Here is a 22,898-nt window from a genome sequence, read left to right on the forward strand (position 1 = left end):
GAGCAGGCCCACCGGGCCGATCAGGCACTGGCCGACCACGGTCACGGTCACGCCACCGGCCAGCTGCTGCGCATCAACCTCCACAGCGGACGGGCACAGCTCGTCAATGCCGGACACCCCTGGCCGCTGCGCTTGCGAGAGGGGGTCGGGGAGACGATCACCTGCGAGGTGGACCGTCCTTTCGGGTTGTCCGCACTCACCACGTCCCATCCCTACCGCGTTCAAGAGATCGATCTGAGGCCCGGTGACCGTCTGCTCATGCTCACCGACGGCATGCTCGAACGTCATGGAGAGAAGATCGACCTACCCGCCCTGTTGGAGCGCACCCGGCACCTGCACCCGCGGGAGGTCGCGCTGACGCTGACGTCCGCAGTCCGGGACGCCGCCGACGGCCGGCTCGAGGACGACGCCACCGTAATGTGCCTGGACTGGCACGGCCCCCAGGAGACCCAGCGGCACGTCAGCTCAGGTGCGGACACTCGGCAGGCATCAGCCGGCCGAACGAAGCAGAAGCCCTGGCCCAGGCGCTCTCCTGGACAGTGGACGGACGGTGAGTACAAAGGACGGTGACGAGTAAGGAAGGGGCCGGCGGTCACGAAGACAGGGACTCGGCGATCACCACGGCGGGCGTTCGACGGACGAGCACGCGGCGTCCGCATCATCGTCCGATGAAGTGACTGTTTCCCCTCTCGCACCTGATCAGCGGAGCAGTCGTCGACCTGGCAGGAGGCGTTCGATGGGGCACTGGGTCTACGAGTTCTCGTGATGTCCGACTCTGGCGGGCCGGGAATCGTCGACGGGTTTGTGCGTGAACTCCTCGACGAGGAACTGCTGGCGGCCCGTTTGCGGTGGGTGGCCACTGGTGATCCGGCGTGGGTGGCGGCGTGCGGCAGGGGGCAGGCGGCGGAGGGAGCCACGCCGTGAGCGGCAGGGAGTCGGCGTACCGCTCACCGGCTTCGCCCTGGTGTCGATACGCACGAGCCCGGCCTCGCCCGTGGTGGGCACTTCACCGGTGATGAGCCCCCGGCTCAACGGTTCTGGGGCCCCCACGGCCCCGATCGCGATCCGCCGCCCCGACGACGAGAGCGGCTTCTCGATGCTGATGCCGGTCCGCCTGGAGGACTGACGCCGCACCACGTCACCAAGAGGACCGCCGCCCGCCCGCTACCCCGGCGTCACCAGCCGCGCCTCGTACGCGAACACCGCCGCCTGGGTGCGGTCCCGCAGGCCCAGCTTCACCAGGATGCGGCTGACGTGGGTCTTGATCGTCGACTCGGCGACCATCAGGCGTTCGGCCATCTCCGAGTTCGACAGGCCCTGGGCGATGAGGATCAGGACCTCCGTCTCGCGGTCGGTGAGGTCGCCGTAGGCCGTGTGGGCCGAGGCCATGAGCCTCGGGGACTGGGAGAGTTTGGAGAACTCCGTGATCAGGCGTCTGGTGACGGAGGGCGCCAGGAGGGCCTCCCCGGAGGCCACCACCCTTACGCCTTCGGCGAGTTGGCGGGCCGAGGCGTCCTTGAGGAGGAAGCCCGAGGCTCCCGCGCGCAGGGCCTGGTAGACGTACTCGTCGAGGTCGAAGGTCGTCAAAACCAGGACCTTCGCCGTGCCGTCCGCCGCGACGATCTCCCTGGTCGCCTCGATGCCGTTCAGCTCAGGCATCCGGATGTCCATCAGGACCACGTCGGGGGCGAGTTCGCGGACCCTGTCGACCGCCTCGCGGCCGTTGACGGCCTCGCCGACCACCTCGATGTCCGGCATCGCGTTCAGGAGGACGGAGAAGCCCTCGCGGACCATCATCTGGTCGTCCGCGACCAGGACCCGGATCGTCATGCCTCGCCCTCGTCCCTGCGCGGCACCGGGAGGAACACCGCCACCTCGTACCCGCCCTCGTCCGTGGCACCCGCCGTCATCTCGCCGTTCAGCATGGACACCCGCTCCCGCATGCCGGTGATGCCGTGGCCCGCGCCGGGCGAGGGCTTCAGCAGCGACAGCTCGGGACGCGGGCCGTTGACTATGCGCAGGCCCAGGCCGCCCAGGACGTATCCGATCTCGACCCGTGCGCTCGCCCCCGGGGCGTGCCGCAGGGTGTTGCTCAGTGCCTCCTGCACGATCCGGTACGCCGACAGCTCGACGCCCTGCGGGAGTTCACGCACCGCGCCGGTGACCGCCTTGTCGACGCTCAGGCCCGCCTCCCGCACGTTGCCGAGCAGGGCGTCCAGGTCGGCGAGGGTGGGCTGCGGGGCGTCCGGTGCCTCGTAGTCCTCGGCGCGCACCACGCCCAGGACGCGGCGCAGCTCGGTCAGGGCCGCCACCGCGTTCTCCCGGATCGTGGCGAACGCCTTCTCCAGCTCCGGGGGCGGGTTCTCCACCCGGTAGGGCGCGGCCTCCGCCTGGATGGCGACGACCGACATGTGGTGGGCGACCACGTCGTGCAGCTCGCGGGCGATGGTCGTGCGCTCCTCCAGGAGCGTGCGGCGGGAGCGCTCGTGCGCGGTCACCGTCTGCTGGGCGGTCACCGTCTCCTGGGCGTCACGGCGTATGTGCCAGACGCTGACGGCGAGCAGGGACAGGGCGGAGACGAACAGCAGCTGCACCGTGTCGGAGCTGTTGTAGTGCCCGCCGCTGAAGGCTCCCTCCCACATCAGGCCGTAGACCCCAGTCAGCAGCCACATCCACGCCGCTGTGCGCGGCCTGGTGCGTATGGCCACCAGCGTGAGCACCATGAGGTGGCAGGCGAAGCTGCCGTCCAGCCAGGGCCACTCGTCCCAGGCGGTGAAAGCCACCGCGTAGGTGGCTGCGGTCGCGCCCATCGAGACCCAGAAGGCCAGGACCGGCCGCACCATGGTCAGCAGTACCGGGGCCAGGGCGAGCACGCCGACGAAGAGACGGGTGACCTCGTCGGTGTCACTGTTGGCCGAGCCGATGAGCATCGCGAGCAGGCCGGCCGCGGTGATCAGCACGTGCGGTGTCCAGGCCACGTACTCCCGCGCTCGGCCGGGCAACCTGCGGGAGAGCCCCCTGTCGACGCGCATCGGGGGCAGCGGGCGATAGGCGAGGGCATCGCTGATCAAGTCGTGCCGCAGGCCACGCAGGGCGTCCACGGCGGCCCTGAACTCCGGGCTCCGGGGCTGGTACGCGTCGAGCTCGCCGCTGTCGCCGTGCGGGGGTGTCATGTATGTCTGGGTCGTCTCGGTCACAGTCAAAAAGGTAGGCGCGGGCGGGGGTCACCGTCGTCACCAGCGAGACGGGTCCTTCGGCATCCCTCTCAGGTACTACGGGGGTACCGGAGGGTCGCGGAGGCGGTGCCGGTGCCCGTGCCGGGGCTGCCGACGAGGGCCAGGTCGTCGATGTCCAGGTGGGCGGCGGCCCTCGCGCAGACGACCGTGCCGTAGGAATGGCAGACGAGGGAGACGGAGGTGGCGCCGACGACACCCCGGAGCCGGCCTATGAACGCGCGCAGGTCGGGGGCCGCTTCGTCGGCCCTGCCGGTGGTCAGGACCGTGGTGCTGACGGTGTCCGGGGTGCGGTAGCCGAGCCAGGCGACCACCGCGGTCCGGGTGCCGTGGGCAGCGGTGCTGGTGAGCTGCCGCCGCAGGGACATCGCCGTCGCCCGGAAGCGGTCGTAGGTGTCCAGGGAGGTGTCGGAGCCGGGGACCAGGACGGCGAGGTGGTCGGCGCGGGTGAGGTCGCCGAAGACCTCCGTCGCCCTTCCGGGGCCCCGGCCGTCGAAGGCGAGCAGGTGGCGGTCGGACGCGGCCATCTTGCGGTCCGCCGCGGCGCGGTGGGTGTCGCCGTGGGCGGCGGCCATGCGGGCGGCCTCTGCGGGGTTGGCGGTGTTGGCCGCGTAGGTCCTGTCGAGGGTGGAAGCGGTGAGTCTCGGGAGGGTGGCCGGGGGCGGGGCGGGGATTTCCGGGCGGGCGGCCGCGGAGAGGGGGCCACCACCGCGACCATGATGAGGGTGGCGAGGAGGGCCCGGTGCCACCGATGGGAGCGCCGGTCGTCTCCCCTGTGCCGCCGCGCGTCACCGCGGCCCACGCTCAAACCCCGCCAGCTGCTCCCCACAGTCCCCGTTCCTCCCCATCCGCCCGGCCATCGGGCTTGTACGGAAGGGAAGTTACGGAGCCGAGACTGTCGTCCGCGTCACGCCAGGGAGCTCTTTGAGGTCGTAGCTCTCAGGTATTACGGGTATCACCGGGAGGGGGCGGACAGACGCAGGGAGCGGACGGACAGGCGCCGGAAAACCGCCCTCACCACGCCAACTGCGCGATCTCCTCCGCCACCACCGCGCACGCGTCCGCCGCCGGGTCGATCAGGGGGAAGTGGCCGACGTCCTCCAACAGCGTCAGACCCACCACCTCGCCCGCCTTGGCCGCCGCGTCCGCGTACGCCTCGGCGACCGCCTGCGGGACGACCGTGTCGCTGCGGCCCTGGACGAGGGTGGTCGCGATGCCGGTGGGCAGCAGCAGGGCGGGGTCGGCGTACGGCACGCGCGCGCTGAACCCCTCCTCGCCGCCCAGGAGTTGACGGCACGCCCCGCCGCACACGTCCAGCTTGTCGGCGACCGTGAAGTCGGCGATCGGGGCGAGGGCGACGACCCCGCGCAGGGGCGCCGGCCGGTCGATGCGCCACGCGGCGTCGGCCGGCAGGAGGTGCCGGGCCGCGGCCCACAGCGCGAGGTGACCGCCCGCGGAGTGACCGGTGACCACCATGCGGCGCGGATCGGCCTGCGGGAGGAACTCCCGCACGAACCCGGGAAGCGCGTCCATCGCGGCGGCCACGTCGTCGAAGGTCTCGGGCCAGCGCCCGGCCACAGGACCGACGTCACCCGGGCCACCCCCGGCCACAGGGCCTACGTCACCCGCCCCGCCCCCGGCCGCACCACCCTGCCCCGGAAGGGAGACCCCGCCCCGCCGGTACTCCACATTGGCCACCGCGAACCCCCGCCGGGCCAGGAAGTCCGCGAACGGCGTCACATGCCGCCGGTCGTACGGCGCCCGCCACGCCCCGCCGTGCAGGACGACCACCAGCGGCGCGAGACCGCCCCCGGGGGACACCGCCACGCGCGGGGCGTAGAAGTCGATCACCTGGTCGGGGTCGTCGCCGTACGCCGCGGTGGCGTCGGGGTCGACCGCCGGGTGCGAGAAGGCCGACTCCTCCTCCGCCACGGCACGGGCTTCTGCGGCGTCGTCCGGCATGCCCCAACCTCTCAGCGTTGAAACGGATCTGACGGACCGTGAAGCATCCTGGAGGAGAATCCGGCCGTTGGCCGGGACGCTATCAGGCCGATGACGTGCCCGGACGCGGCGGTGGCGGTGACGAAGGCCGGGGTGTACGTCACCCCGGCCCGACACCACGGCACACCTGTCAGCGGACGAACGTCTCCCCCAGCACCCGAGCCAGCACCCGCGCCGCCCGCTCCACGTCCGCGAACCCGACGTACAACGGCGTGAAGCCGAACCGCAGCACGTCCGGGTGCCGGAAGTCGCCCACCACACCCCGCTCGATGAGCCGCTTCATCACCTCGCCCGCGTCCGCGCAGCGCAGCGCGACCTGGCTGCCCCGCTGCCCGTGGGCCAGGGGGGTCACGCATTCGACGCGACCCTCGCCGACGTACGACGAGACGCACTCCAGGAAGAAGTCCGTCAGGGCGAGGGACTTGGCGCGCACCGACTCGACCGAGACCCCGTCCCAGACCTCCAGCGCCGCCTCCAGGGCGAGCATGGAGAGGATGTCGGGGGTGCCGACGCGGCCCCGCAGCGCGCCCTCGGCGGGAGCGTAGGACGGGCTCATGCCGAAGGGGTCGGCGTGCGAGGTCCAGCCCGGCAGCGGGGAGTCGAAGCGGTCCTGGTGTTCGCGGCGCACATAGAGGTACGCCGGTGAACCGGGGCCGCCGTTCAGGTACTTGTAGGTGCAGCCGACGGCGAGGTCGACGCCGTGCGCGTCGAGACCGACCGGCAGGGCGCCCGCGCTGTGGCACAGGTCCCAGACGGCGATCGCGCCCGCCGCGTGCACGGCGGCCGTGAGACCGGGCAGGTCGTGCAGGCGTCCGGTGCGGTAGTCGACGTGGTTGAGCAGGACGGCCGCCGTACGGCCGCTCAGCGCGCCCGGCACCTCGGCCGGGGTCACCGCCCGCAGGGTGCAGCCGGTCATCCGGGCGGCGGACTCGGCGATGTAGCCGTCCGTGGGGAAGGTGGTCGCGTCGACGACCACCTCGTCACGACCGGCAGCCGGACCGCCCGCGAGCCGCACCGCACCCACGAGTGCCTTGAAGACGTTGACACTGGTCGAGTCACCGACCACGATCTGCCCGGCCGCCGCCCCGACCAGCGGGGCGATCCGGTCGCCGATCCGCTCGGGCGCACTCCACCAGCCGCTCTCGTCCCAGGAACGGATCCGCAAGGACCCCCACTGGCGGCGTACGACATCCTCGACGCGCCCCGGGACGGCGGCCGGGAGCGCGCCCAGCGAGTTGCCGTCCAGGTACACCACCTCGTCGAGGACGAACTGCGCGCGCAAGCCCGCCAGTTCGTCACCGGCGTCCAACTCCTGTGCTTTAAAAGCGAGTTCAGACATGGGACCGCGCCGTCCACAGCTCGGGGAACACGTTCTTCTGCGCGCGCTTCTCCAGCCAGGCCACCCCGGCGGAGCCGCCGGTGCCGGTCTTGGAGCCCATCGCGCGCCGGGTGGCGACGAGATGGTCGTTGCGCCAACGCCACACCAGCTCGGCGACATCCGTCAACGCCTCGCCCAGGCGGGCGAGTTCGTCATGCTCGGAGCCGGCGTAGAGGGCCGTCCAGGCGGCCTCGACCTCCTGCGACGGCTCGTACCGGCGCGAGACGTCCCGGTTCAGGACTGCGGAGGGGATCGCGTGGCCGCGCCGGGCGAGCAGCCGCAGCACCTCGTCGTACAGGCTCGGCTCGTGCAGCGCCTTCTCCAGTTCGGCGTGGACGCGGGGCGCGCCCCGGTGCGGGACGAGCATGGACGCGGACTTGTCGCCGAGCAGGAACTCCATGCGGCGGTACATCGCCGACTGGAAGCCGGAGCCCTCGCCGAGCGCCGAGCGGTAGGAGTTGAACTGCGCGGGCGTCAGCTGGCCGAGCGGCTTCCAGGAGGCGTTCAGCGCCTCCAGCTCCCGCACGGAACGCTTCAGCGCCGCGATCGCGGTCGGCACGTCGTCGGAGCGCAGCGCACCCGCCGCGGTCTCCCACTCGTGCACGATGACGGTGAACCACAGCTCCATGACCTGGGTCGTGACCAGGAAGACCATCTCTCCGGGATCGTCGGAGAGGGTGTGCTGGAGGTGGGTGAGCACGTCCGCCTTGACGTAGTCCTCGTACGGCGTCGTGCCTTGGAAGTCGAGATGCGGGGTCTCCGGCTCGTACGTTTCCTGAGCCTCGTGGGACGACATCGCTGTCTCCTGTGTACTCCGGGTAGCGGTCCGCCCTGCCGTTACCGACACGGGGCCCCGGTCCCCGCCGGGCATCCTCTTCCATGCTCCCCGGAAATGGCAAGGCCCGCCTGGTCACACAGGCGGGCCCGGAGAACATGATGGATCAGCCCAGCGTCTCGGCCGCCGTGAGCGAGGAGTCCTTCAGGAACTGCGTGCAGCGCTCGTACTCCTCCTGCTCGCCGATGGCACCCGCGGCACGGGCGAGGGCGTGCAGGGCGCGCAGGAAGCCGCGGTTCGGCTCGTGCTCCCAGGGCACCGGGCCGTGCCCCTTCCAGCCGCTGCGGCGCAGCGAGTCCAGGCCGCGGTGGTAGCCCGTACGGGCATAGGCGTACGACTCCACGACGCTGCCCCGGTCGAACGCCTCGTCGGCCAGCTGCGCCCAGGCCAGCGAGGAGGTCGGGTACTTCGCGGCGACGTCCGCGGGGGCGGTGCCGTTCGCCAGGAGCTCACGGGGCTCCGGGTCGTCGGGGAGGTGAGTCGGGGGCGGGCCCCCGAGAAGGTTCTCGTGAATGGACATGGGTCCAGTGTCCCTCGCCGGAGGCGGCTTGCCCGCTACGGGTCCGTGGGGACCGGTGGCACAGGCGGCCTACGCCAGTCGCCCGCGAGCCCGCTCCCCTTCCAGCGGCGGCGACAGCACGGCCCCGTACGTACGGCACTCCGGCCGGCGACACCCCGGCGGCAGCGACCGTACCGTCGCGAAGGCCACCACAGACCCCACCACGAGCACCCCCGCGCACACCGTCATCGCCCACTCGAACGCACTGTCGAACGCCGTGGGCGACCGGTACGCCTCCTCCCCCATCCCCGTGACCAGCGGCAGTGCGGCCACCGCGATCAGGCCCGCGGCCCGGGCGGCCGCGTTGTTGATGCCGCTGGCCAGCCCGGCCCGCGAGGCGTCCACCGAGCCCAGCACGGTCGCCGTCAGCGGGGCGACCAGCGTGACCATGCCGGTGCCGAGGACCAGGAGGGCCGGGACCACATCCAGCAGGTACGACGCCCCCGGCCCGACCCGCAGCATCAGCAGCATCCCCGCCGCGCACAGCAGCGGGCCCACGGTGAGCGGGATGCGCGGCCCGATGCGGTCGGCGAGTGCGCCCGAGCGGGCGGAGAACAGCAGCATCAGGACGGTCGTCGGCAGCAGGGCCGTACCGGCCTGGAGGGCCGAGTAGCCGACCACCACCTGGAGCTGGACGACGCCCAGGAAGAAGAACCCGCCGAAGGCCCCGTACACGCACAGGGTGACCAGGTTGACCGCGGTGAACTGCCGGGACGCGAAGATCCCGAGCGGCATCATCGGGTCGGGACGGCGCTTCTCTACGGCGACGAAGGCCACCCCGGCGGCCACGCCGGCGACCGCCGTGACGGCGACCAACACGGACCCGGAACGCGCCTCGATCAGCGCGTACGTCACCAGCGCGAGCGCCAGCGCGCCCAGGACCGCGCCGAGCACGTCGAACCGCCCGTGGTCGGACCGTCCGTCGGCCGACTCCGGCACGTGCCGTACGGCGATCGGCGCGCACACCAGGGCCAGCGGGACGTTGAGCAGGAACACCCAGCGCCAGCCCGGGCCGTCCACCAGCCAGCCGCCCACGAAGGGGCCGACGGCCGCCCCGACACCCCCGAACCCGGACCACAGGCCGACGGCCCGGCCCCGGTCGTCGGGGTGGAAGGATGCCTGGATCAGTGCCAGGGACCCCGGTGTGAGCAGGGCGCCGCCCACCCCCTGGAGGGCCCGGGCGGCGACGAGGACGCCCACGTTCGGGGCGAGGCCGCACAGCAGGGAGGCGGCCGCGAACCACACCACCCCGACCACGAAGACCCTGCGGCGGCCGTACCGGTCCCCGAGGGAACCGCCGAGCAGGATCAGCCCGGCCAGCGTCAGCATGTACGCGTTGACCGTCCACTGGAGGGAGGCCAGGTCGGCGTCCAGGTCGCGGCCGATGGCCGGCAGGGCGACGTTGACGACGGTCGAGTCCAGCAGCGCCATGCTGGAGCCGAGAACGGTGGTGAGCAGGATCCACTTGCCTTGCGGCGAGGCCAGCCGGACGTCGGACATGACCCCAGGTATACAGCGAGCCCGGTGCCGTGGCACCGGGCTCACCGCAATCGGCCTCAGCGGGCCTTACTTGATCTTCGTGCCCGCCGAGCGCAGGTTCTGCGTCGCCTCGACGACACGGGCGGCCATCGAAGCCTCGGCCAGCTTGCCCCAGGTCCGCGGGTCGTAGGTCTTCTTGGAGCCGACCTCGCCGTCGACCTTCAGGACGCCGTCGTAGTTGCGGAACATGTGGTCGGCGACCGGACGCGTGAAGGCGTACTGGGTGTCGGTGTCGATGTTCATCTTGACGACGCCGTTCTCCAGCGCGGTGCGGATCTCCTCCTCCGTGGAGCCGGAGCCGCCGTGGAAGACGAAGTCGAACGGCTGGGACCCGGCCGGCTTGCCGAACTTGGCGGCCACGCCGTCGTTCAGCTCCTTCAGCAGGTCGGGGCGGAGCACGACGTTGCCCGGCTTGTACACGCCGTGGACGTTGCCGAAGGACGCGGCCAGCAGGTAGCGGCCCTTCTCACCGAGACCGAGCGCCTCCGCGGTACGGATGGCGTCGTCGACCGTCGTGTAGAGGGAGTCGTTGATCTCGTGGGTGACGCCGTCCTCCTCGCCGCCGGTCGGGGTGATCTCGACCTCGAGGATGATCTTCGCGGCGCGGGCGCGCTCCAGGAGCTCCTGGGCGATGGAGAGGTTGTCGGCGAGGGTCTCCGCCGAGCCGTCCCACATGTGCGACTGGAACAGCGGGTTGCGGCCGGCCTTCACGCGCTCCTCGGACACGGCGAGCAGCGGGCGTACGTACCCGTCGAGCTTGTCCTTGGGGCAGTGGTCGGTGTGCAGGGCGACGGTGACCGGGTACTTCTCGGCGACGATGTGCGCGAACTCAGCCAGGGCCACGGAACCCGTGACCATCTCCTTGCTGTACTGGCCGCCCAGGAACTCGGCCCCGCCGGTCGAGATCTGGATGATGCCGTCGCTCTCGGCCTCCGCGAAGCCGCGCAGCGCAGCGTGCAGGGTCTGGGTCGAGGTCACGTTGATGGCCGGGTAGGCGAACTTGCCTGCCTTCGCCCGGTCGAGCATCTCGTTGTAGACCTCGGGAGTTGCGATCGGCATGTGTCCGCTCCTTGTATATGCGGGTTGGCGTACTGCGTGCTTACGGCCCTGACCTAGACCTTGTGTGGGGGTTCGACGTCATCGTCGGCCTCATCTTTCCAGACTCGGCCGGATGGTCCATCCCGCGACCGGTCCGTGGTCAGGCCAGTCCCAGCTCGTCCTTCGAGTACGCGAAGAGGTACGGCACTCCCGCGCCCTGCTCGATCTTCTCCGCGGCGCCCGTCGCCCGGTCCACGATCGTCGCGACCGCGACGACCTCCGCGCCCGCCTCGCGCACGGCCGCGACCGCCTCGAGCGGGGAGCCGCCGGTGGTGGAGGTGTCCTCGACGACCACGACCCGGCGGCCCGCGATGTCGGGGCCCTCCACGCGCCGCTGCATGCCGTGCGCCTTGGCCGCCTTGCGCACGACAAAGGCGTCCAGGCGCTTCCCGCGCGCGGCGGCCGCGTGCAGCATGGCGCCGGCGACCGGGTCGGCACCCATGGTCAGGCCGCCGACCGCGTCGAACTCCAGGTCCGCGGTCAGGTCCAGCAGCACCTGTCCGACCAGCGGGGCCGCCGCGCCGTCGAGGGTGACGCGGCGCAGGTCGACGTAGTAGTCGGCCTCCAGGCCCGAGGACAGGGTCACCTTGCCGTGCACCACGGCCTTGTCGAGAATCTGCTGCTTCAGGGCGGCGCGTGCGTCAGTCATGCCTGTCAGCTTAGAGGCGCCGCCAGCTCCAGGTCGTCGAGGCCTCCAGCGGCTCCAGGGGCGTGACCAGGCACGGCAGGGTGTTCAGGCCGTTGGGCGGCCCGGTCTGCGGCTCCACGCAGACGGCGGCCTCCTGCTCGTCGTAGACCACGACCCATTCCTCGCGGCTGGCGACCTTCAGCTCCAGCTGCCCGGGCCAGGTGAGCGTGACGTCGACACCGCCGGGCATGCCGAAGCAGTCGTCCCAGGGGCCCGGCTTCGGCTCGACGCGGTTGCCGGTGGGCAGGTGGTCGTCGCCGCGCTCCTCCTGCCAGGCGGCGGTGAAGTCGAGCCGCACGGGCTCGCCGCCGTCGAGGGTGCGGTTGAACCAGGGGTGCCAGCCGATCTGGGCCGGGAAGGAGGAGTCGTACGTCTCCACCGACATCGTGAGGGTCAGGGCGTCCGGGGTGAGCGCCGCGATCTGGGTGACGCGGCCCGCATAGGGCCAGGGCTCGACGAGGTCGTACGTGAGGACCGCCTCGTCGGCGCTGCTGCGGGCGACGGTCCAGGCGCCGTCGCGGGCCGTGCCGTGGATGGCGTGCGGCGGGGAGTTGAGCGGCAGTTGGTGGACGTCGGCCCCGTCACGGAACCGCCCGTCCCGGGTGCGGCCGCACCAGGGGACCATCGGGAAACAGCCGAACCGCTCGCCCTGGCGCAGCAGTTGGACGCCTCCGACTCGAAGTCCCCCGACCCGTCCGCCGTTTCCCGGCTGCAAGGTCACTTCCGCGTCGCCCGCGGTCAGTGTGATGTCTTCTTGGCTCACGGGACGACCCTACTCAACGGCGTTTTCTCAGAACCCTTCCCACCACGATCGCCGATGCCAGGGCCACCGCCGCCGCGGGTGCCGCCCAGCGCAGGGGCAGACCGGAGGCGACCGTCTGGGGAGCGGGGACGGGGGCGTAGCGCCCTCTCGGGGGCGCGTGGTCGACCTCTTCCGCGCTGCGGCCGATCATCGTGCGACGGGCGTGGGCGGCCTCGGCCGGGGGGTGGACGGGCTCCGTGAAGTCCTCGACGAGGGGGGCGGGGAGCTCTTCGGGGGTGGCCGGGGCCTCCGGCGTCTCGGAAGCCTCCTCGGTTTCCAGCGGCTCCGTCGGCTCCGCCCGCTCCGGTTCCTCCGTCGTCTCGCCCAGCGCCTCCGCGAAACGGTTCAGCAGGCGTACGACCGCGGAGCCCACCGCGTCCTGGGGGAGTTCGGTGACGCGCCCGTCCGCCGTGGCCGTGCCGTCGAAGATGAGGGTCGTGCCGCCGTCCGTGTCGCGCAGGCGCAGGGTGAGGGCGAGCTTGACCGAGCCGGTGCCGCGGGTCTCGCCGGCCTCGCCCTCGACGGCGTAGGAACCGTCGTCCCGGGCCGAGACGTGTGCCGTGCCCCGGTAGGTGATGGAGTGGCTGCCGACCCGCACCTTCAGGCGCCCGGTGACGGGGTCCGCGCCGGCGTCCTGCTGGAGCCCGGGGACCGCCCGGGCCACCCTGACGGGGTCCCCCAGGGTCTGCCTCAGCCGCTCGACCGGAACCGGAACGAACACCTCATGCTCCATGGTTGCCGAGCCTACCCAGGGGCGACGGTCCTGCACCCCCGTTGGTGGAAAGTGACAGCGCCGTTCCGTCCCGCGGCGCGGATCAGTAGCGCGGATGCACCAACGTGGACGCCCCGAGGTCCCGGATCCTGGTCGCCTGTGCCGCCCGCACCGCCGCCCGCAGGGACTCCTCCGTCAGGGTCGTCGGCCGGGGCCCCCGGGGGGCAAGGGCCAGTGCCGGGCGCGGTCCCCGCGACGCCAGCACGAAGCCCCAGTCGCGGGGGGCGCGGGACGCCCCGGCCGTGCGGCCGGGTCCCGCGGCGAAGCCGGAGTCGCGGCCGCCGACGCGGTAGGGCGTGGTGCGCAGGCCCGCCGCGCGCACGGTGGCCTCCACCGTCCAGAAGACACGGGGGCGGGAGGCGACCGGCCCGGCGTGCACGACGAGACGGCCGCGGGGGGCCAGGACGGCGCGGACGAGGCCGTAGAACTCCTCCGAGTACAGCTTGGCGCTCGCGGTGCCGCCGGGGTCGGGCAGGTCGGCGATCACCACGTCGTACGACGGCACGGGCGCCGGCGTCCGCAGCCGGCGGAAGGCGTCGGCCGTGCTGACGTGGAGGCGGGCGTCGCCGTAGACGTGGCCGTTGAGCCGGGAGAGCGCCGGGTCGTGGCGGGCCAGGTCGACCACCGCGGGGTCCAGCGCCACGATGTCGACCCGGCGCACCCCGGAGTACCTGAGCACCTCGCGGGCGGCGAGGCCGTCGTCGCCGCCGAGGACGAGCACGCGCGCGTGGGGGCCGTCCATCGCGGGGTGGACGAGAGCCTCGTGATAGCGGTCCTCGTCGCGGCCGCCGACCCTCAGACGGCCGTCGACGTAGAGGTCGAGGGGGCGGCCGCCGGTGCCGCCGGTGAGGGCGATCTCGCGGACGCCGGTCTGCAGGGCGACGCGCACGTCCTTGCCGTAGACCGCCTCCCGCGCGGCCCGCTCGAAGTCGTCGACGAGGACGGTGGCGGTGGCGAGGACGCCGAGCACGGCGAGGTTGGCGACCAGCAGCAGCCAGCGGGCCCGGCGGGTCAGGTCGCGGCGGAACAGGCCGAGGACCAGGGCGCCGCCCGCGACCGCGTTGACCGCGCCGGTGAGCATCGCACCGGTCAACTGGCCCAGCAGGGGCAGCAGGAGGAACGGGAAGGCCAGGCCGCCGACCAGGGCACCGACGTAGTCCGCGGCGAACAGGTCGGCCACCGCGCCGCCGGCGTCCTGGCGGCGGATGCGCTGGATCAGCTCCATCAGCAGGGGGACCTCGGCGCCGATGAGCAGCCCGATGGCCAGGGAGAACGCGACCAGGAGCCAGCGCGGGCCGCTCGCCCACAGCCCGCCCCAGTCACCGGTCCACGCGAACACGGCGTACAGCGCCATCGCGCTGCACCCGCCGACCAGCGCGAGCAGCGCCTCGATCGCGCCGAAGGCGGCCGCCGCGTGCCGGCGCAGCCGCTTGGCGAGCAGCGAGCCGATGCCCATCGCGAAGACCATCACGGACAGCACCACGGACGCCTGGGTGACCGAGTCACCGGTCAAGTACGAGGCGAGAGCGACCAGTTCGAGCTCGTACACCAGTCCGCAGGCCGCGCAGACGAAGACGCACGCGAGCACGAAAAACCGCCCGGTGCGCTGCCGGACCGGCAGCCGCGCGGGCCCGGCCCAGGAGGGCGGAGCGCCGGGCGGGGCGGGGGCGTGCGGCTCGATCACGATGCGACGTTACGTCACGGCTCCGGCACGCTTCGTCACCCACACGTGTGGAACCGGGAGTGAACCGGGGAAACAGGGGTTTGTGTCGCTCAACCCGACGTCCCGTCGCTCAACCCAACGTCCCGTCGCTCAACCCGTCGTCTCCACCGGGACCCTGACCCCGACGCGGGTCCGCGTGGCCACCAACTGCCCGTCCTGCGGATACGCGTGCCAGGTCCGCCAGTGCACCTGCCCCTCGTACCACTGGGCCAGCAGCGCGGTGAACGCGTGCGGGCTGCCGGGAAAGACCCCGGCGAGGCCGTGCGGATGGTCGGACACCAGCGCGAGCAACTCCTGTGCCCGGCCCGCGAACTCGCCCGGTGACAGGACTTCCACGCGCGCGGCGAACTCGTACTCCCAGTTCCCCACCCGCTTGGCCACGCCCAGCGGCAGCGGCGTACTGCTGCCGGCGATGCACGCCACCGTCTCCGAGCAGGTGCCCCGGTCCTCCTCCAGGAGCACTTGGTGGGAGGCGCCGAGGAGTCTCAACTGAAGCTTCGCCCCGGCCATCTCGAGGTCGAGCTCGGCGAGGGCGGGCAGCGGCTCACGCCCCAGTGCCCAGGCGAGGTCGGCCGCGCGCGTGTCGGTGTACGAGGTGTTCAGGGTCGTGAGCATGGATCGGCTCCGCTAGCACGCAAAGAAAGGGTGGTGTGGGGTTCCGGCGCACCCGGGCGACTGTGGGGGGATCGGCCCGGTCAGCCCAGTCGGGAGGTCAGGAGGTGTCCGCAGAACGTCCGAGGGGCTGCGTTGGTGGTTTAGAGGGAATCATGAACGGCGGTGCCGTCACAGGGTTTTTACCCAACTTCGGGGGGTTTCCATCCCTGCGTGGGCTCCCCAGCTCATCTGTTCAACCACGGCGCACGCCACGGCGGCCGGAGCGTGCGCCGGGGCACCGGAGTGAAGAAACGACAAGCGGGGGCGTGCGGCCCGACCCAGGTCCGGCCCCACGCCCCCGCGTTCCCCCGCTCCCCCGTTTCGGATGCGGTTCCCCCTGCGGAGCTCAGCTGCCCCGTGTCAGCTGCCTCCCCCGCATCCGCCCCCGCCGCCGCAGGACGACCCGCCGCCGCAGGAGTGACCGCCGCCGCAGGAGTGACCGCCGTGGTGGCCGCCGCCACCGGAGTCCGATCCGCCGCCGTCTCCCCCGGCCCACCAGCTGCCGCCGGCCGCGCCGGCGCCGCCGCCGCTGTGGGCCCGCATACGCCGACGCGTCGAGCCGTTCCGGAACACCGTGGCCACCACGCCCACGAGGCACAGGACCAGGAACACCACCAGGATGAAGCCGATGACCATGGCTCACCCTCCTTCCGTTACCCCCTCGAAGCGACCCCCCGTGGGCGCCTCGCCGGTTGCGTGAGCTGGAGATGCCCTTCCGTCTCACGGGCCAAAGCAGAGTTGAGGAACTCCAGAGCTTGGGCGCAGGATGACCGGCATGACTTCCAGCGCGCGCCCCCTGCTCAACCGCCGCCTCGCCGAGTTCGGGACGACGATCTTCGCCGAGATGTCCGCCCTGGCTCTGCGGACCGGCTCGATCAACCTGGGGCAGGGCTTCCCCGACACGGACGGCCCCGAGGAGGTCAGGGAGGCGGCCGTGCGGGCGCTGCGCGACGGACGCGGCAACCAGTACCCGCCCGGCCCGGGCGTCCCGGAGCTGCGCACGGCGGTCGCGGCGCACCAGGAGCGCCGCTACGGCCTGGCCTACGACCCCGACACCGAGGTGCTGGTCACGGCGGGCGCCACGGAGGCCATCGCCGCCGCGCTGCTCGCGCTGGTGGAGCCGGGTGACGAGGTCGTTGCCTTCGAGCCGTACTACGACTCCTACGCGGCCTGCATCGCGATGGCGGGCGGGACCAGGGTCCCGGTCACCCTGCGGCCGCACGACGGCAGCTTCCGCCTGGACCTCGACGAACTGCGCGCCGCGGTCACCGACCGGACCCGCCTGCTGCTCATCAACACCCCGCACAACCCCACCGGCACGGTCCTCACCCGCGAGGAGCTGACGGCGATCGCCGAGCTGGCCGTGGAGCGGGACCTGCTGGTGGTCACGGACGAGGTGTACGAGCACCTGGTGTTCGACGACGCCGAGCACCTGCCCCTCGCGACCTTCCCGGGGATGCGGGAGCGCACGGTCTCCATCGGCTCCGCCGGCAAGACGTTCTCCTTCACCGGCTGGAAGGTCGGCTGGATCACGTCGACGCCCGGCCTGGTCTCCGCGGTCCGCTCGGCGAAGCAGTTCCTGACGTACGTGTCCTCCGGCCCCTTCCAGTACGCGGTCGCCGAGGCGCTCGCCCTCCCCGACAGCTACTTCGCCGCCTTCCGAGAGGACATGCTGGCCAAGCGTGACCTGCTGGCGGCGGGCCTCGCGGACGCGGGCTTCAAGGTCTTCAAGCCGGCCGGCACGTACTTCGTCACCACCGACATCCGCCCCCTCGGCGAGAGCGACGGCTTCGCCTTCTGCCGCGCCCTGCCGGAACGCGCGGGCGTCGTCGCCATCCCGAACGCGGTCTTCTACGACCACCGGGAGGAGGGGGCACCGTTCGTACGGTTCGCGTTCTGCAAGCAAACCGCGGTGCTGGAGGAGGCGGCGGCCCGGCTCAAGGCACTGGCGGGTTGAGAGGGGCCACGCGGAAAGAGGGCGCCCGCCCACAGGCTGTGGACGGGCGCCCCGCTCCTGGACATGGAAGGGCACAAGCCACGCAACTCGTGCGGGTCGACACCCGTCGCCGGTCATTCGGCCTTGGGCAGTCCCAACCACCTGGGGCGCCGGCCCGTCACGGCCAGGTGCGCTCAACACGGTCGTGCCGTACGGCGTAGGCTGCCGGGCCGCCCTTCTCGACGGCCCGGTGGATGGCGTCACGGCGTACGACGAGACGCTCGACCATCTCGACACTGTGAAACTGCTGGTTGTCCAGGTAGAACAGCACCGCCTCGCGCTCCAGGACGGGCTGGATCTCCAGATCCCGGGTCTTGATCCGCCCGTCCTTCGACAGCGGGACCCAGGACCGGTCGAGACCGTAAGTGATCCACTCCTCGTCCGGAACGTCCTGCCCGTCGTCAGGAAAGATGTCCCCGATGCGGTGAACCGTCCACCCGCAGGCTCTCAGTCCTTCCGCGACACGGCGACCGAGGTTCCGGTCGAGGAAGAACTCAGGCGGCAAGGTGCACCACGGCCCGGCAGAGCGCGTCCACCTGCTCAGGCGTCATGTCGTAGTCGTACGCGATGTCCTCGACGGTCTCCCCGGCCTCCCACAGGTCGGTGATGGCCTGGACCGTGACGCGGTTGGCGGCCACCACGGGGAGACCATGGCCGAACCTCGGATCGATCACGACCGGCACGGAGTCCGGGTACTGCCTCAGCCGCAGGCTGGAGGGGAAGTCGTCGCCCGGCTCCCAGGTCAGGTAGCGGAGATAGTCGGAGACCACTTCCTGGATGGGCACCTGGCCGTCGCGAGCTCTGCGAAGATCCCCCCAACCGTGCTCGATGAAGATGTCCACGCCATCCGTGGCGACCCGCTTGGACACGAGGCCGTAGGGGGTGTCGAAGGCATCCCGGACAGCAGCGGCCGCCTCCCTGATCTCGCTCATGCGGAGCCCCAGGGAGCGCAGAGAACGAAGGACGTGCGCCTCGGCCACCGCGATGAACGGCACCGACGGCTGCCCCCTCCGTGCCGGCTCGACCTGGTGGACCAGTGGCGCTCCGGCAGCCCTGCCCTTCAGCCACGAGGTGAGGGTCGACTGCGGAATCTCAAGGTAGGAGGCGGTCTCTGCGGGCGTCAGAAGTCCGTCCTTGAACCTGTCGACCATGCCCCACCTCCTCTTGGCGCCGGATTTCGCATCGTGCCACATCAAGCCTCCCACCTGGGGATGGACCACACACCCGGTCATCATCGGCTCAGCCGGCCGCTCGGAGTTGGTCCTCGGCCCGGCAGCCTCGGCAACGGCCGGGTTCCGCCGAACGGAATGCCAGGTCGCAGCCGTCGCAGTTCTGCATGGGCAAGACCATCGGACGTGCGGGGGTTTCTGCGCTTCTGGTCGGTACCGGCAGGGGAGTCTCCTTGAGCCGGTAGGCGAGGATGCCGACCGGGCGGGTGAGGAAGTGGTCCGGCAGCCGTGCGGTGAGGTGGTCCGTGATGTGCGTGGGCAGAAGGCCCGCCGCGAGCCACCGGGTGACGGCCGGGGCGAGGCGGGCGGCTTCCTTCTCGGAGAGGACGAGGCGGGGGTCGATCCGGCGCAGGGCGGTGAGTACGGCGATGGCCGTGGGGTCGGCGTCGGAGAGCGGGACTGGCGTCTCCGCTTTGGCCGGGACCGGCGTCTCCGCCTCGCCCGGGGCGGGCGCCTGCGCCGTTTCCGGTACAGCCGCCGACGGGGGCGTGACAGCCGCAGTGCCGCGACGCTTCCGGGGCCGACGCGGTGGGGGAGACTCGGGCGGGCCGTCCGGATCGGGCTCGGGATCGCCGCCGGGGACGTCGTAGAAGTACGTCCGGGTACGGACCTGCCCGGTGGGTGTCCGCTCGCGCCGACGCTCCAGGTATCCGGCCTCTTCGAGTTCCCTGAGGGCCCGCGAGATGAGGATCTCGCCCTCGGTGAAGTGCTCGCACAGGGCGGAGATGGTCACGGAGGAGCCGTCGGGCAGGGAGGCGATGTACGCCGCGACGCCGACCGTGACCGCGCTGCCGCGTCGCTGGGCGAGGGCGTTGGAGATCACCGTGAAGTCGGCCGTGAGGCGGGTGCGGACGTGGATCACGCCGGAGGTCGGGGCTCCGGCGTCGGCGCGCAGGGGCGCGTTAGACTGCGAGTCAGCCATTGGGAAGGTCGAAGCTTCCTGATCGGTCAGGCCCTCGATCGGGATTGCCGTCCCGGCCGGGGGCCGTATCTGTTTGCGGTTGTCGCGGCGAACGTAACCGCCCGAATCCCGCGCCTGCAAGCCGGTCACTCGGACGGGTGACGCGAGCCGCTTGGCGGGGTGGGTGGGTGGGTGGGTGGGTAGTTCTTGCCCCCGGTTCTTTCAGGAGGTCAGTGGCCCGCCGGTCCCTCGCGGGCAAGGGCCCGGTGAGCCCGGAACGTGGACGGCGGCCGAGGCCCGGCCGCCTTAAGGACGGTGCTGGTCGGCCTTCAACTCGCCTATGAGGACGGCCCAGGAGGCGGCCTCGAAGCACAGTGCCGGACCGTGCGGGACCTTGCTGTCACGGACGGGGACGGCGGCCTCCTGGAATCCCGTCGGCCACCTCCACGCAGTGCGACACGGCCTGGTTGCCGTAATTGCTCCTGTGCCGAGCAGCGCCGCTCGGTGTGGAAATCGTCATCGATCCCCCCATCGCCTCCCCGCGGTCGAACGGCACGACCTGCGCGGTGATGGGACGTTCCGCTGCCGCTTCACGCCGTGACCGCCGATGGGCCACCTCAACTTCCTGGATCACGGTGACTCCCGCTCCTCCGGCCTCAGGGCCCGCTCGGCGACGGCGGCTCCACCTTCTTGACCGGGTCATTCGCAGGGTCGGGTCGCCCCAGTGGTCGGCCGCTCGGCCGTGCGCCGGACAGGGCGGAGGATGTTGACGGAGGATGTGCGCGACGGCATGATGACCGACTGCGTGGCCTACGCCGAACCTCCCGCGACCGACCCCAGCGCGGTCTCCCATCGGAGGCAAAGGGACCAGCGTCTCAGGCCGTTGTCGCAGCCCGATCGCCTCGGGCGAGGTTGCTGGGGAGCCGTCGCTCAAGGCGTGGAAGGCCGCGATGACAGCCCGTAGGAACTTCAAGCACCAGGTCCGTGCCCGCGCCGCCAAGACCGGCGAGTCCTACACGTCCGCCCTGCGGCACTTCCGTCCGACTCCCTCAGGAGACGTCATGTCGGAAGCAAGGACTCCCAAGAGCGTGCGGCTCGCCGTGGCGCAGACCCCCGTACGCGAAGACCCCCAAGACGTTGCAGCGCTGCGCGAAAGCGGGCGTGAGGTCCGTGCTCTGATGTGCGAGGCCAGTGCTCAGGGAGCGAGGGTCGTGCATTTCCCGGAAGGCGCGATCTGCTTTCCCGGCAAGCACGTCATGTCCGTCGACGGCCCGGTCGCGGTCGGCCCGGCGGACTGGGACCGGTGCCGGTGGCCGGTGCTCCAATCGGAGTTGGCTGCGATCGCCCAGTTGGCCCGCGAGCTGCGGTTGTGGACGGTGATCGCCTCGGTGCACCGCTTGACCGGCCCGAACCGTCCACACAACAGCCTCTACGTCATCTCCGATCGCGGCGCTGTCGTCACGCGGTACGACGAGCGCCTGCTGTCGAAGACGAAGGTGTCGTACATGTACTCGCCGGGCGTCTCACCGGTGACCTTCGAGGTCGACGGTGTGCGCTTCGGCTGCCTGCTCGGCATGGAGATCCACTACCCGGAGTTGTTCGCCGAATACGAGAAGCTGGATGTCGACTGCGTCCTGTTCTCCACCAGCGGCACCCCGGGCAACACCGCCGCGCAGGCCCAGGGCCACGCCACGGTCAACAGCTACTGGGTCAGTTTGGCGGTGCCGGCACAGCACAGCGCCAAGGCACCGTCCGGAATCGTCGCTCCCAACGGCGACTGGCTTGCCCGGTGTCCCACGGACGACTCGCCATCGGTAGCCGTCGTGAACCTGGACGACACTTCCGAGGCCGCCGCCGACGCCGTGACCTACGGGCGTCCCTGGCGTCGTGAGGCGCGCGCCGGCGTCTACACCGAGCACCAGGTGATCGACCCGCGCAGCGAAGACCGGACGGCGGCCTTCTAGCTCGGGGCCAAAGGCCAGGGGGAACCGGTCCTGACGCCCTTCGCCGCGTGGTCGCGGTACGCACGGTGCCGGCCGCCCTCGCCGGGCTGTCCCGGCCCACCCCCTGCGGTGACCTCGGGAGCGTCGGAAAGTTACCCACAGGCTGTGGACGGGCGGACGGTGAGAGCCCGGCCCCGGCACGTGGCCGTGGTGGCCGGTGCCCTGGCCGGGCTCTCGGTGCCTGCGGCGCGTATCCGGTCATGTCAACCGATACGCCCCGGTAGCCGGAGGGCGCCTACTCGTCGTCCTCGGGCTTCTCGGCGTCGTTGACTTCCTCCTCGAGGCCGAGCTGCTCGACGAGCCACTTGTCGAACTCGATGGCGGCGCGCACCCAGCTGACGGTCGAGGAGACGAAGTGCTCCAGGCTGACGCCGGTGCCGATGAGCATCTGCGCCTCACCGATCAGACGGACCGTGCCGTCGTCATGGGTGTGGCTGTAGACCTTGGGCCACAGGGTGCGCCGGTTCCAGTCGTCGATGGACTCCAGCAGCGTGGGCTTCTCGTCGATCTGGTGGGGCCGGTCGTAGAACGTCCGCACCGAGAAGACCTGCTGGTCACCCTCGCCACGGAACATGAAATACGTACGGAACTGCTCCCACGGCGCCGCGAGGTCACCCTCGTCGTCGACGACATACTTCAGCTCCATCTGGTCGAGGAGCTGCTTCACGAGATCCTGATCCGGGACGACGGGGCCCGCCGGTCCTTGGGGCTGCGGCTCGGGCTGGCCCCCGAAGTTCGGAATCGAGGACGGATCGATGGTCACCGTGAATTTCCCTTCGTACGGATTCCGCCATCCTCCCCCATCCGGGGAGGGGGGTGGCAAGCCCAGACGGAACCTGTCCTCCCAGGGCTGACATGATCCGGTCAGCCACGGTAAACAGGGGTCGAGGAAACGGGGAAGCCATGACACAGACGGAGATCGAGGCGCAGATCGAGACGGTGCCGGAACAGACCGAGCCGGGCGGGACCAGATGGGGCGTCGTCCTGGCGATCCTGGCCGTGCCGACGCTGGTGGTGGGGGCCCTGATCGCGCTGGGGATCGCCTGGCTGTTCACGGACGACTCGGTCGCCGCGGACGTGAAGAAGACCTCGTGTGCCCAGGCGCTGGCCTTCGGCGGGGCGAAGCTGCCGGCCGGGGCGTACGACACCTGGTGCGGGATCGAGGCCGGGCCGGAGCCCCGCTACAACGCCCGCTTCCGGATGCCGCGCGGCGAGATCGGCGCCTGGGTGGCAGCCACCTTCCCCGAGGGGCCGCGGCTGCGGACCACGCAGTGCGGCGACGCCCAGGTCGACGCGTGCCTGAACGCGGGCCCGGTCGCCGGGCAGCGGGCCTCCGTGCAGATCGAGATCGTCCACGACGGGCGCAAGTGGTCCGAGGTGCGGTTCGTGGCGTTCACGCTGTGAGAGCCGGGGCGGGGCCGGAACGACCCCCATGCCGCTCAGAGCGTCCTGCCGGTCGCCGGGCAGCGGGCCTCGTGCGGATCGAG

The 22,898-nt window shown here is 71.6% G+C and carries 25 protein-coding genes and 1 pseudogene; 6 read left to right on the forward strand and 20 right to left on the reverse strand.

Annotated features, from left to right (window positions below):
* The 3 genes from ACIRP7_RS10225 to ACIRP7_RS10235 all read left to right on the forward strand — a co-directional run.
* A partial coding sequence (locus ACIRP7_RS10225) for a PP2C family protein-serine/threonine phosphatase (RefSeq protein ID WP_403655985.1) occupies positions 1-570 on the forward strand: 570 nt, incomplete at its 5' end.
* Between the two features lie 195 nt (positions 571-765).
* On the forward strand, positions 766-924 hold the full coding sequence (locus tag ACIRP7_RS10230) for a hypothetical protein (RefSeq protein ID WP_403655988.1): 159 nt from the start codon (positions 766-768) through the stop codon (positions 922-924).
* A 40-nt stretch (positions 925-964) separates the two neighbouring features.
* The gene (locus ACIRP7_RS10235) at positions 965-1,126 is read left to right on the forward strand and encodes a hypothetical protein (RefSeq protein WP_403657152.1); all 162 of its coding nucleotides are present in this window, start codon (positions 965-967) and stop codon (positions 1,124-1,126) included.
* A gap of 38 nt (positions 1,127-1,164) precedes the next feature.
* Here ACIRP7_RS10235 and ACIRP7_RS10240 read toward each other — a convergent pair whose 3' ends face one another.
* From ACIRP7_RS10240 to ACIRP7_RS10310, 15 genes and pseudogenes are all read right to left on the reverse strand, one after another.
* Positions 1,165-1,830: a response regulator gene (locus ACIRP7_RS10240; protein ID WP_403655991.1), complete on the reverse strand. Its 666-nt coding sequence runs from the start codon at positions 1,828-1,830 to the stop codon at positions 1,165-1,167.
* Positions 1,827-3,197: a sensor histidine kinase gene (locus ACIRP7_RS10245; protein ID WP_403655995.1), complete on the reverse strand. Its 1,371-nt coding sequence runs from the start codon at positions 3,195-3,197 to the stop codon at positions 1,827-1,829. Before ACIRP7_RS10245 ends, ACIRP7_RS10240 begins: the two co-directional genes overlap by 4 nt.
* 98 nt (positions 3,198-3,295) lie before the next feature.
* Positions 3,296-3,951 (reverse strand): annotated as a pseudogene (locus tag ACIRP7_RS10250) (alpha/beta hydrolase); the annotation flags it as partial.
* A gap of 296 nt (positions 3,952-4,247) precedes the next feature.
* A complete protein-coding gene (locus tag ACIRP7_RS10255) occupies positions 4,248-5,195 on the reverse strand; it encodes an alpha/beta hydrolase (RefSeq protein ID WP_403655998.1) in 948 nt (315 codons plus the stop codon).
* A gap of 169 nt (positions 5,196-5,364) precedes the next feature.
* A complete protein-coding gene (kynU, locus tag ACIRP7_RS10260) occupies positions 5,365-6,573 on the reverse strand; it encodes a kynureninase (RefSeq protein WP_403656001.1) in 1,209 nt (402 codons plus the stop codon).
* A complete protein-coding gene (locus tag ACIRP7_RS10265; RefSeq protein ID WP_403656004.1) occupies positions 6,566-7,408 on the reverse strand; it encodes a tryptophan 2,3-dioxygenase family protein in 843 nt (280 codons plus the stop codon). Before ACIRP7_RS10265 ends, kynU begins: the two co-directional genes overlap by 8 nt.
* Positions 7,409-7,553: 145 nt before the next feature.
* On the reverse strand, positions 7,554-7,967 hold the full coding sequence (locus ACIRP7_RS10270; protein ID WP_352387627.1) for a DUF3151 domain-containing protein: 414 nt from the start codon (positions 7,965-7,967) through the stop codon (positions 7,554-7,556).
* Positions 7,968-8,036: 69 nt separating this feature from the next.
* Positions 8,037-9,506, reverse strand: a complete 1,470-nt coding sequence (locus tag ACIRP7_RS10275) for an MFS transporter (protein ID WP_403656008.1) — start codon at positions 9,504-9,506, stop codon at positions 8,037-8,039.
* 66 nt (positions 9,507-9,572) lie between these two features.
* A complete protein-coding gene (fbaA, locus tag ACIRP7_RS10280) occupies positions 9,573-10,604 on the reverse strand; it encodes a class II fructose-bisphosphate aldolase (RefSeq protein ID WP_403656010.1) in 1,032 nt (343 codons plus the stop codon).
* 139 nt (positions 10,605-10,743) lie between these two features.
* Positions 10,744-11,292, reverse strand: a complete 549-nt coding sequence (gene pyrE / locus ACIRP7_RS10285; protein ID WP_403656013.1) for an orotate phosphoribosyltransferase — start codon at positions 11,290-11,292, stop codon at positions 10,744-10,746.
* A gap of 10 nt (positions 11,293-11,302) precedes the next feature.
* Positions 11,303-12,094: an aldose 1-epimerase gene (locus ACIRP7_RS10290; protein WP_403656016.1), complete on the reverse strand. Its 792-nt coding sequence runs from the start codon at positions 12,092-12,094 to the stop codon at positions 11,303-11,305.
* Between the two features lie 13 nt (positions 12,095-12,107).
* Positions 12,108-12,866 (reverse strand): SRPBCC domain-containing protein, encoded by a 759-nt coding sequence (locus ACIRP7_RS10295; RefSeq protein ID WP_403656019.1) that lies wholly within the window; start codon positions 12,864-12,866, stop codon positions 12,108-12,110.
* Positions 12,867-12,948: 82 nt separating this feature from the next.
* Positions 12,949-14,589 carry a polyamine aminopropyltransferase gene (locus ACIRP7_RS10300; protein WP_403656022.1) on the reverse strand — a complete coding sequence of 547 codons (1,641 nt, stop codon included), beginning with the start codon at positions 14,587-14,589 and terminating at the stop codon, positions 12,949-12,951.
* A 129-nt stretch (positions 14,590-14,718) separates the two neighbouring features.
* Positions 14,719-15,243: a DUF2617 family protein gene (locus tag ACIRP7_RS10305; protein ID WP_403656025.1), complete on the reverse strand. Its 525-nt coding sequence runs from the start codon at positions 15,241-15,243 to the stop codon at positions 14,719-14,721.
* Positions 15,244-15,642: 399 nt separating this feature from the next.
* The gene (locus ACIRP7_RS10310; RefSeq protein ID WP_403656028.1) at positions 15,643-15,918 is read right to left on the reverse strand and encodes a hypothetical protein; all 276 of its coding nucleotides are present in this window, start codon (positions 15,916-15,918) and stop codon (positions 15,643-15,645) included.
* Between the two features lie 130 nt (positions 15,919-16,048).
* On the opposite strand from ACIRP7_RS10310, the gene ACIRP7_RS10315 reads away from it, so the two are divergent.
* Entirely contained in the window at positions 16,049-17,239 is a 1,191-nt protein-coding gene (locus ACIRP7_RS10315; RefSeq protein WP_403656031.1) for a pyridoxal phosphate-dependent aminotransferase, read from the forward strand.
* Between the two features lie 157 nt (positions 17,240-17,396).
* Here the strand turns inward: ACIRP7_RS10315 and ACIRP7_RS10320 are convergent, their stop codons facing one another.
* The 4 genes from ACIRP7_RS10320 to ACIRP7_RS10335 form a co-directional block, all read right to left on the reverse strand.
* On the reverse strand, positions 17,397-17,783 hold the full coding sequence (locus ACIRP7_RS10320) for a toxin-antitoxin system, toxin component, PIN family protein (RefSeq protein WP_403656034.1): 387 nt from the start codon (positions 17,781-17,783) through the stop codon (positions 17,397-17,399).
* A complete protein-coding gene (locus ACIRP7_RS10325; protein ID WP_403656037.1) occupies positions 17,773-18,429 on the reverse strand; it encodes a DUF433 domain-containing protein in 657 nt (218 codons plus the stop codon). Before ACIRP7_RS10325 ends, ACIRP7_RS10320 begins: the two co-directional genes overlap by 11 nt.
* An 88-nt stretch (positions 18,430-18,517) precedes the next feature.
* Complete coding sequence (locus ACIRP7_RS10330; protein ID WP_403656040.1) at positions 18,518-19,429, reverse strand: hypothetical protein; 912 nt, start codon at positions 19,427-19,429, stop codon at positions 18,518-18,520.
* A 285-nt stretch (positions 19,430-19,714) separates the two neighbouring features.
* Positions 19,715-19,903: a DUF397 domain-containing protein gene (locus ACIRP7_RS10335; protein ID WP_403657101.1), complete on the reverse strand. Its 189-nt coding sequence runs from the start codon at positions 19,901-19,903 to the stop codon at positions 19,715-19,717.
* A 455-nt stretch (positions 19,904-20,358) separates the two neighbouring features.
* On the opposite strand from ACIRP7_RS10335, the gene ACIRP7_RS10340 reads away from it, so the two are divergent.
* Positions 20,359-21,372, forward strand: a complete 1,014-nt coding sequence (locus ACIRP7_RS10340) for a carbon-nitrogen hydrolase family protein (RefSeq protein WP_403656043.1) — start codon at positions 20,359-20,361, stop codon at positions 21,370-21,372.
* Between the two features lie 274 nt (positions 21,373-21,646).
* On the opposite strand, the gene ACIRP7_RS10345 is transcribed toward ACIRP7_RS10340, so the two are convergent.
* Positions 21,647-22,174 (reverse strand): YbjN domain-containing protein, encoded by a 528-nt coding sequence (locus ACIRP7_RS10345; protein WP_020119256.1) that lies wholly within the window; start codon positions 22,172-22,174, stop codon positions 21,647-21,649.
* A 140-nt stretch (positions 22,175-22,314) separates the two neighbouring features.
* On the opposite strand from ACIRP7_RS10345, the gene ACIRP7_RS10350 reads away from it, so the two are divergent.
* Positions 22,315-22,815, forward strand: coding sequence for a hypothetical protein (locus ACIRP7_RS10350; protein WP_403656046.1), 501 nt, complete (start codon positions 22,315-22,317; stop codon positions 22,813-22,815).
* Positions 22,816-22,898 lie beyond the last annotated feature (83 nt).

It is taken from the genome of Streptomyces sp. NPDC102270 (assembly GCF_044766405.1).
Taxonomy (GTDB): domain Bacteria; phylum Actinomycetota; class Actinomycetes; order Streptomycetales; family Streptomycetaceae; genus Streptomyces.

Excerpts from the sequence above, each read along its gene's own strand:
- ACIRP7_RS10330 (WP_403656040.1), bottom strand. The coding sequence starts at position 19,429 with ATGGCTGACTCGCAGTCTAACGCGCCCCTGCGCGCCGACGCCGGAGCC.
- ACIRP7_RS10255 (WP_403655998.1), bottom strand. The coding sequence starts at position 5,195 with ATGCCGGACGACGCCGCAGAAGCCCGTGCCGTGGCGGAGGAGGAGTCG.
- ACIRP7_RS10350 (WP_403656046.1), top strand. The coding sequence starts at position 22,315 with ATGACACAGACGGAGATCGAGGCGCAGATCGAGACGGTGCCGGAACAG.
- ACIRP7_RS10325 (WP_403656037.1), bottom strand. The coding sequence starts at position 18,429 with ATGGTCGACAGGTTCAAGGACGGACTTCTGACGCCCGCAGAGACCGCC.
- ACIRP7_RS10315 (WP_403656031.1), top strand. The coding sequence starts at position 16,049 with ATGACCGGCATGACTTCCAGCGCGCGCCCCCTGCTCAACCGCCGCCTC.
- pyrE (WP_403656013.1), bottom strand. The coding sequence starts at position 11,292 with ATGACTGACGCACGCGCCGCCCTGAAGCAGCAGATTCTCGACAAGGCC.
- ACIRP7_RS10305 (WP_403656025.1), bottom strand. The coding sequence starts at position 15,243 with ATGCTCACGACCCTGAACACCTCGTACACCGACACGCGCGCGGCCGAC.
- ACIRP7_RS10230 (WP_403655988.1), top strand. The coding sequence starts at position 766 with ATGTCCGACTCTGGCGGGCCGGGAATCGTCGACGGGTTTGTGCGTGAA.
- ACIRP7_RS10265 (WP_403656004.1), bottom strand. The coding sequence starts at position 7,408 with ATGTCGTCCCACGAGGCTCAGGAAACGTACGAGCCGGAGACCCCGCAT.
- ACIRP7_RS10270 (WP_352387627.1), bottom strand. The coding sequence starts at position 7,967 with ATGTCCATTCACGAGAACCTTCTCGGGGGCCCGCCCCCGACTCACCTC.
- fbaA (WP_403656010.1), bottom strand. The coding sequence starts at position 10,604 with ATGCCGATCGCAACTCCCGAGGTCTACAACGAGATGCTCGACCGGGCG.
- ACIRP7_RS10310 (WP_403656028.1), bottom strand. The coding sequence starts at position 15,918 with ATGGTCATCGGCTTCATCCTGGTGGTGTTCCTGGTCCTGTGCCTCGTG.
- ACIRP7_RS10275 (WP_403656008.1), bottom strand. The coding sequence starts at position 9,506 with ATGTCCGACGTCCGGCTGGCCTCGCCGCAAGGCAAGTGGATCCTGCTC.
- ACIRP7_RS10240 (WP_403655991.1), bottom strand. The coding sequence starts at position 1,830 with ATGACGATCCGGGTCCTGGTCGCGGACGACCAGATGATGGTCCGCGAG.
- ACIRP7_RS10340 (WP_403656043.1), top strand. The coding sequence starts at position 20,359 with ATGACAGCCCGTAGGAACTTCAAGCACCAGGTCCGTGCCCGCGCCGCC.
- ACIRP7_RS10295 (WP_403656019.1), bottom strand. The coding sequence starts at position 12,866 with ATGGAGCATGAGGTGTTCGTTCCGGTTCCGGTCGAGCGGCTGAGGCAG.
- kynU (WP_403656001.1), bottom strand. The coding sequence starts at position 6,573 with ATGTCTGAACTCGCTTTTAAAGCACAGGAGTTGGACGCCGGTGACGAA.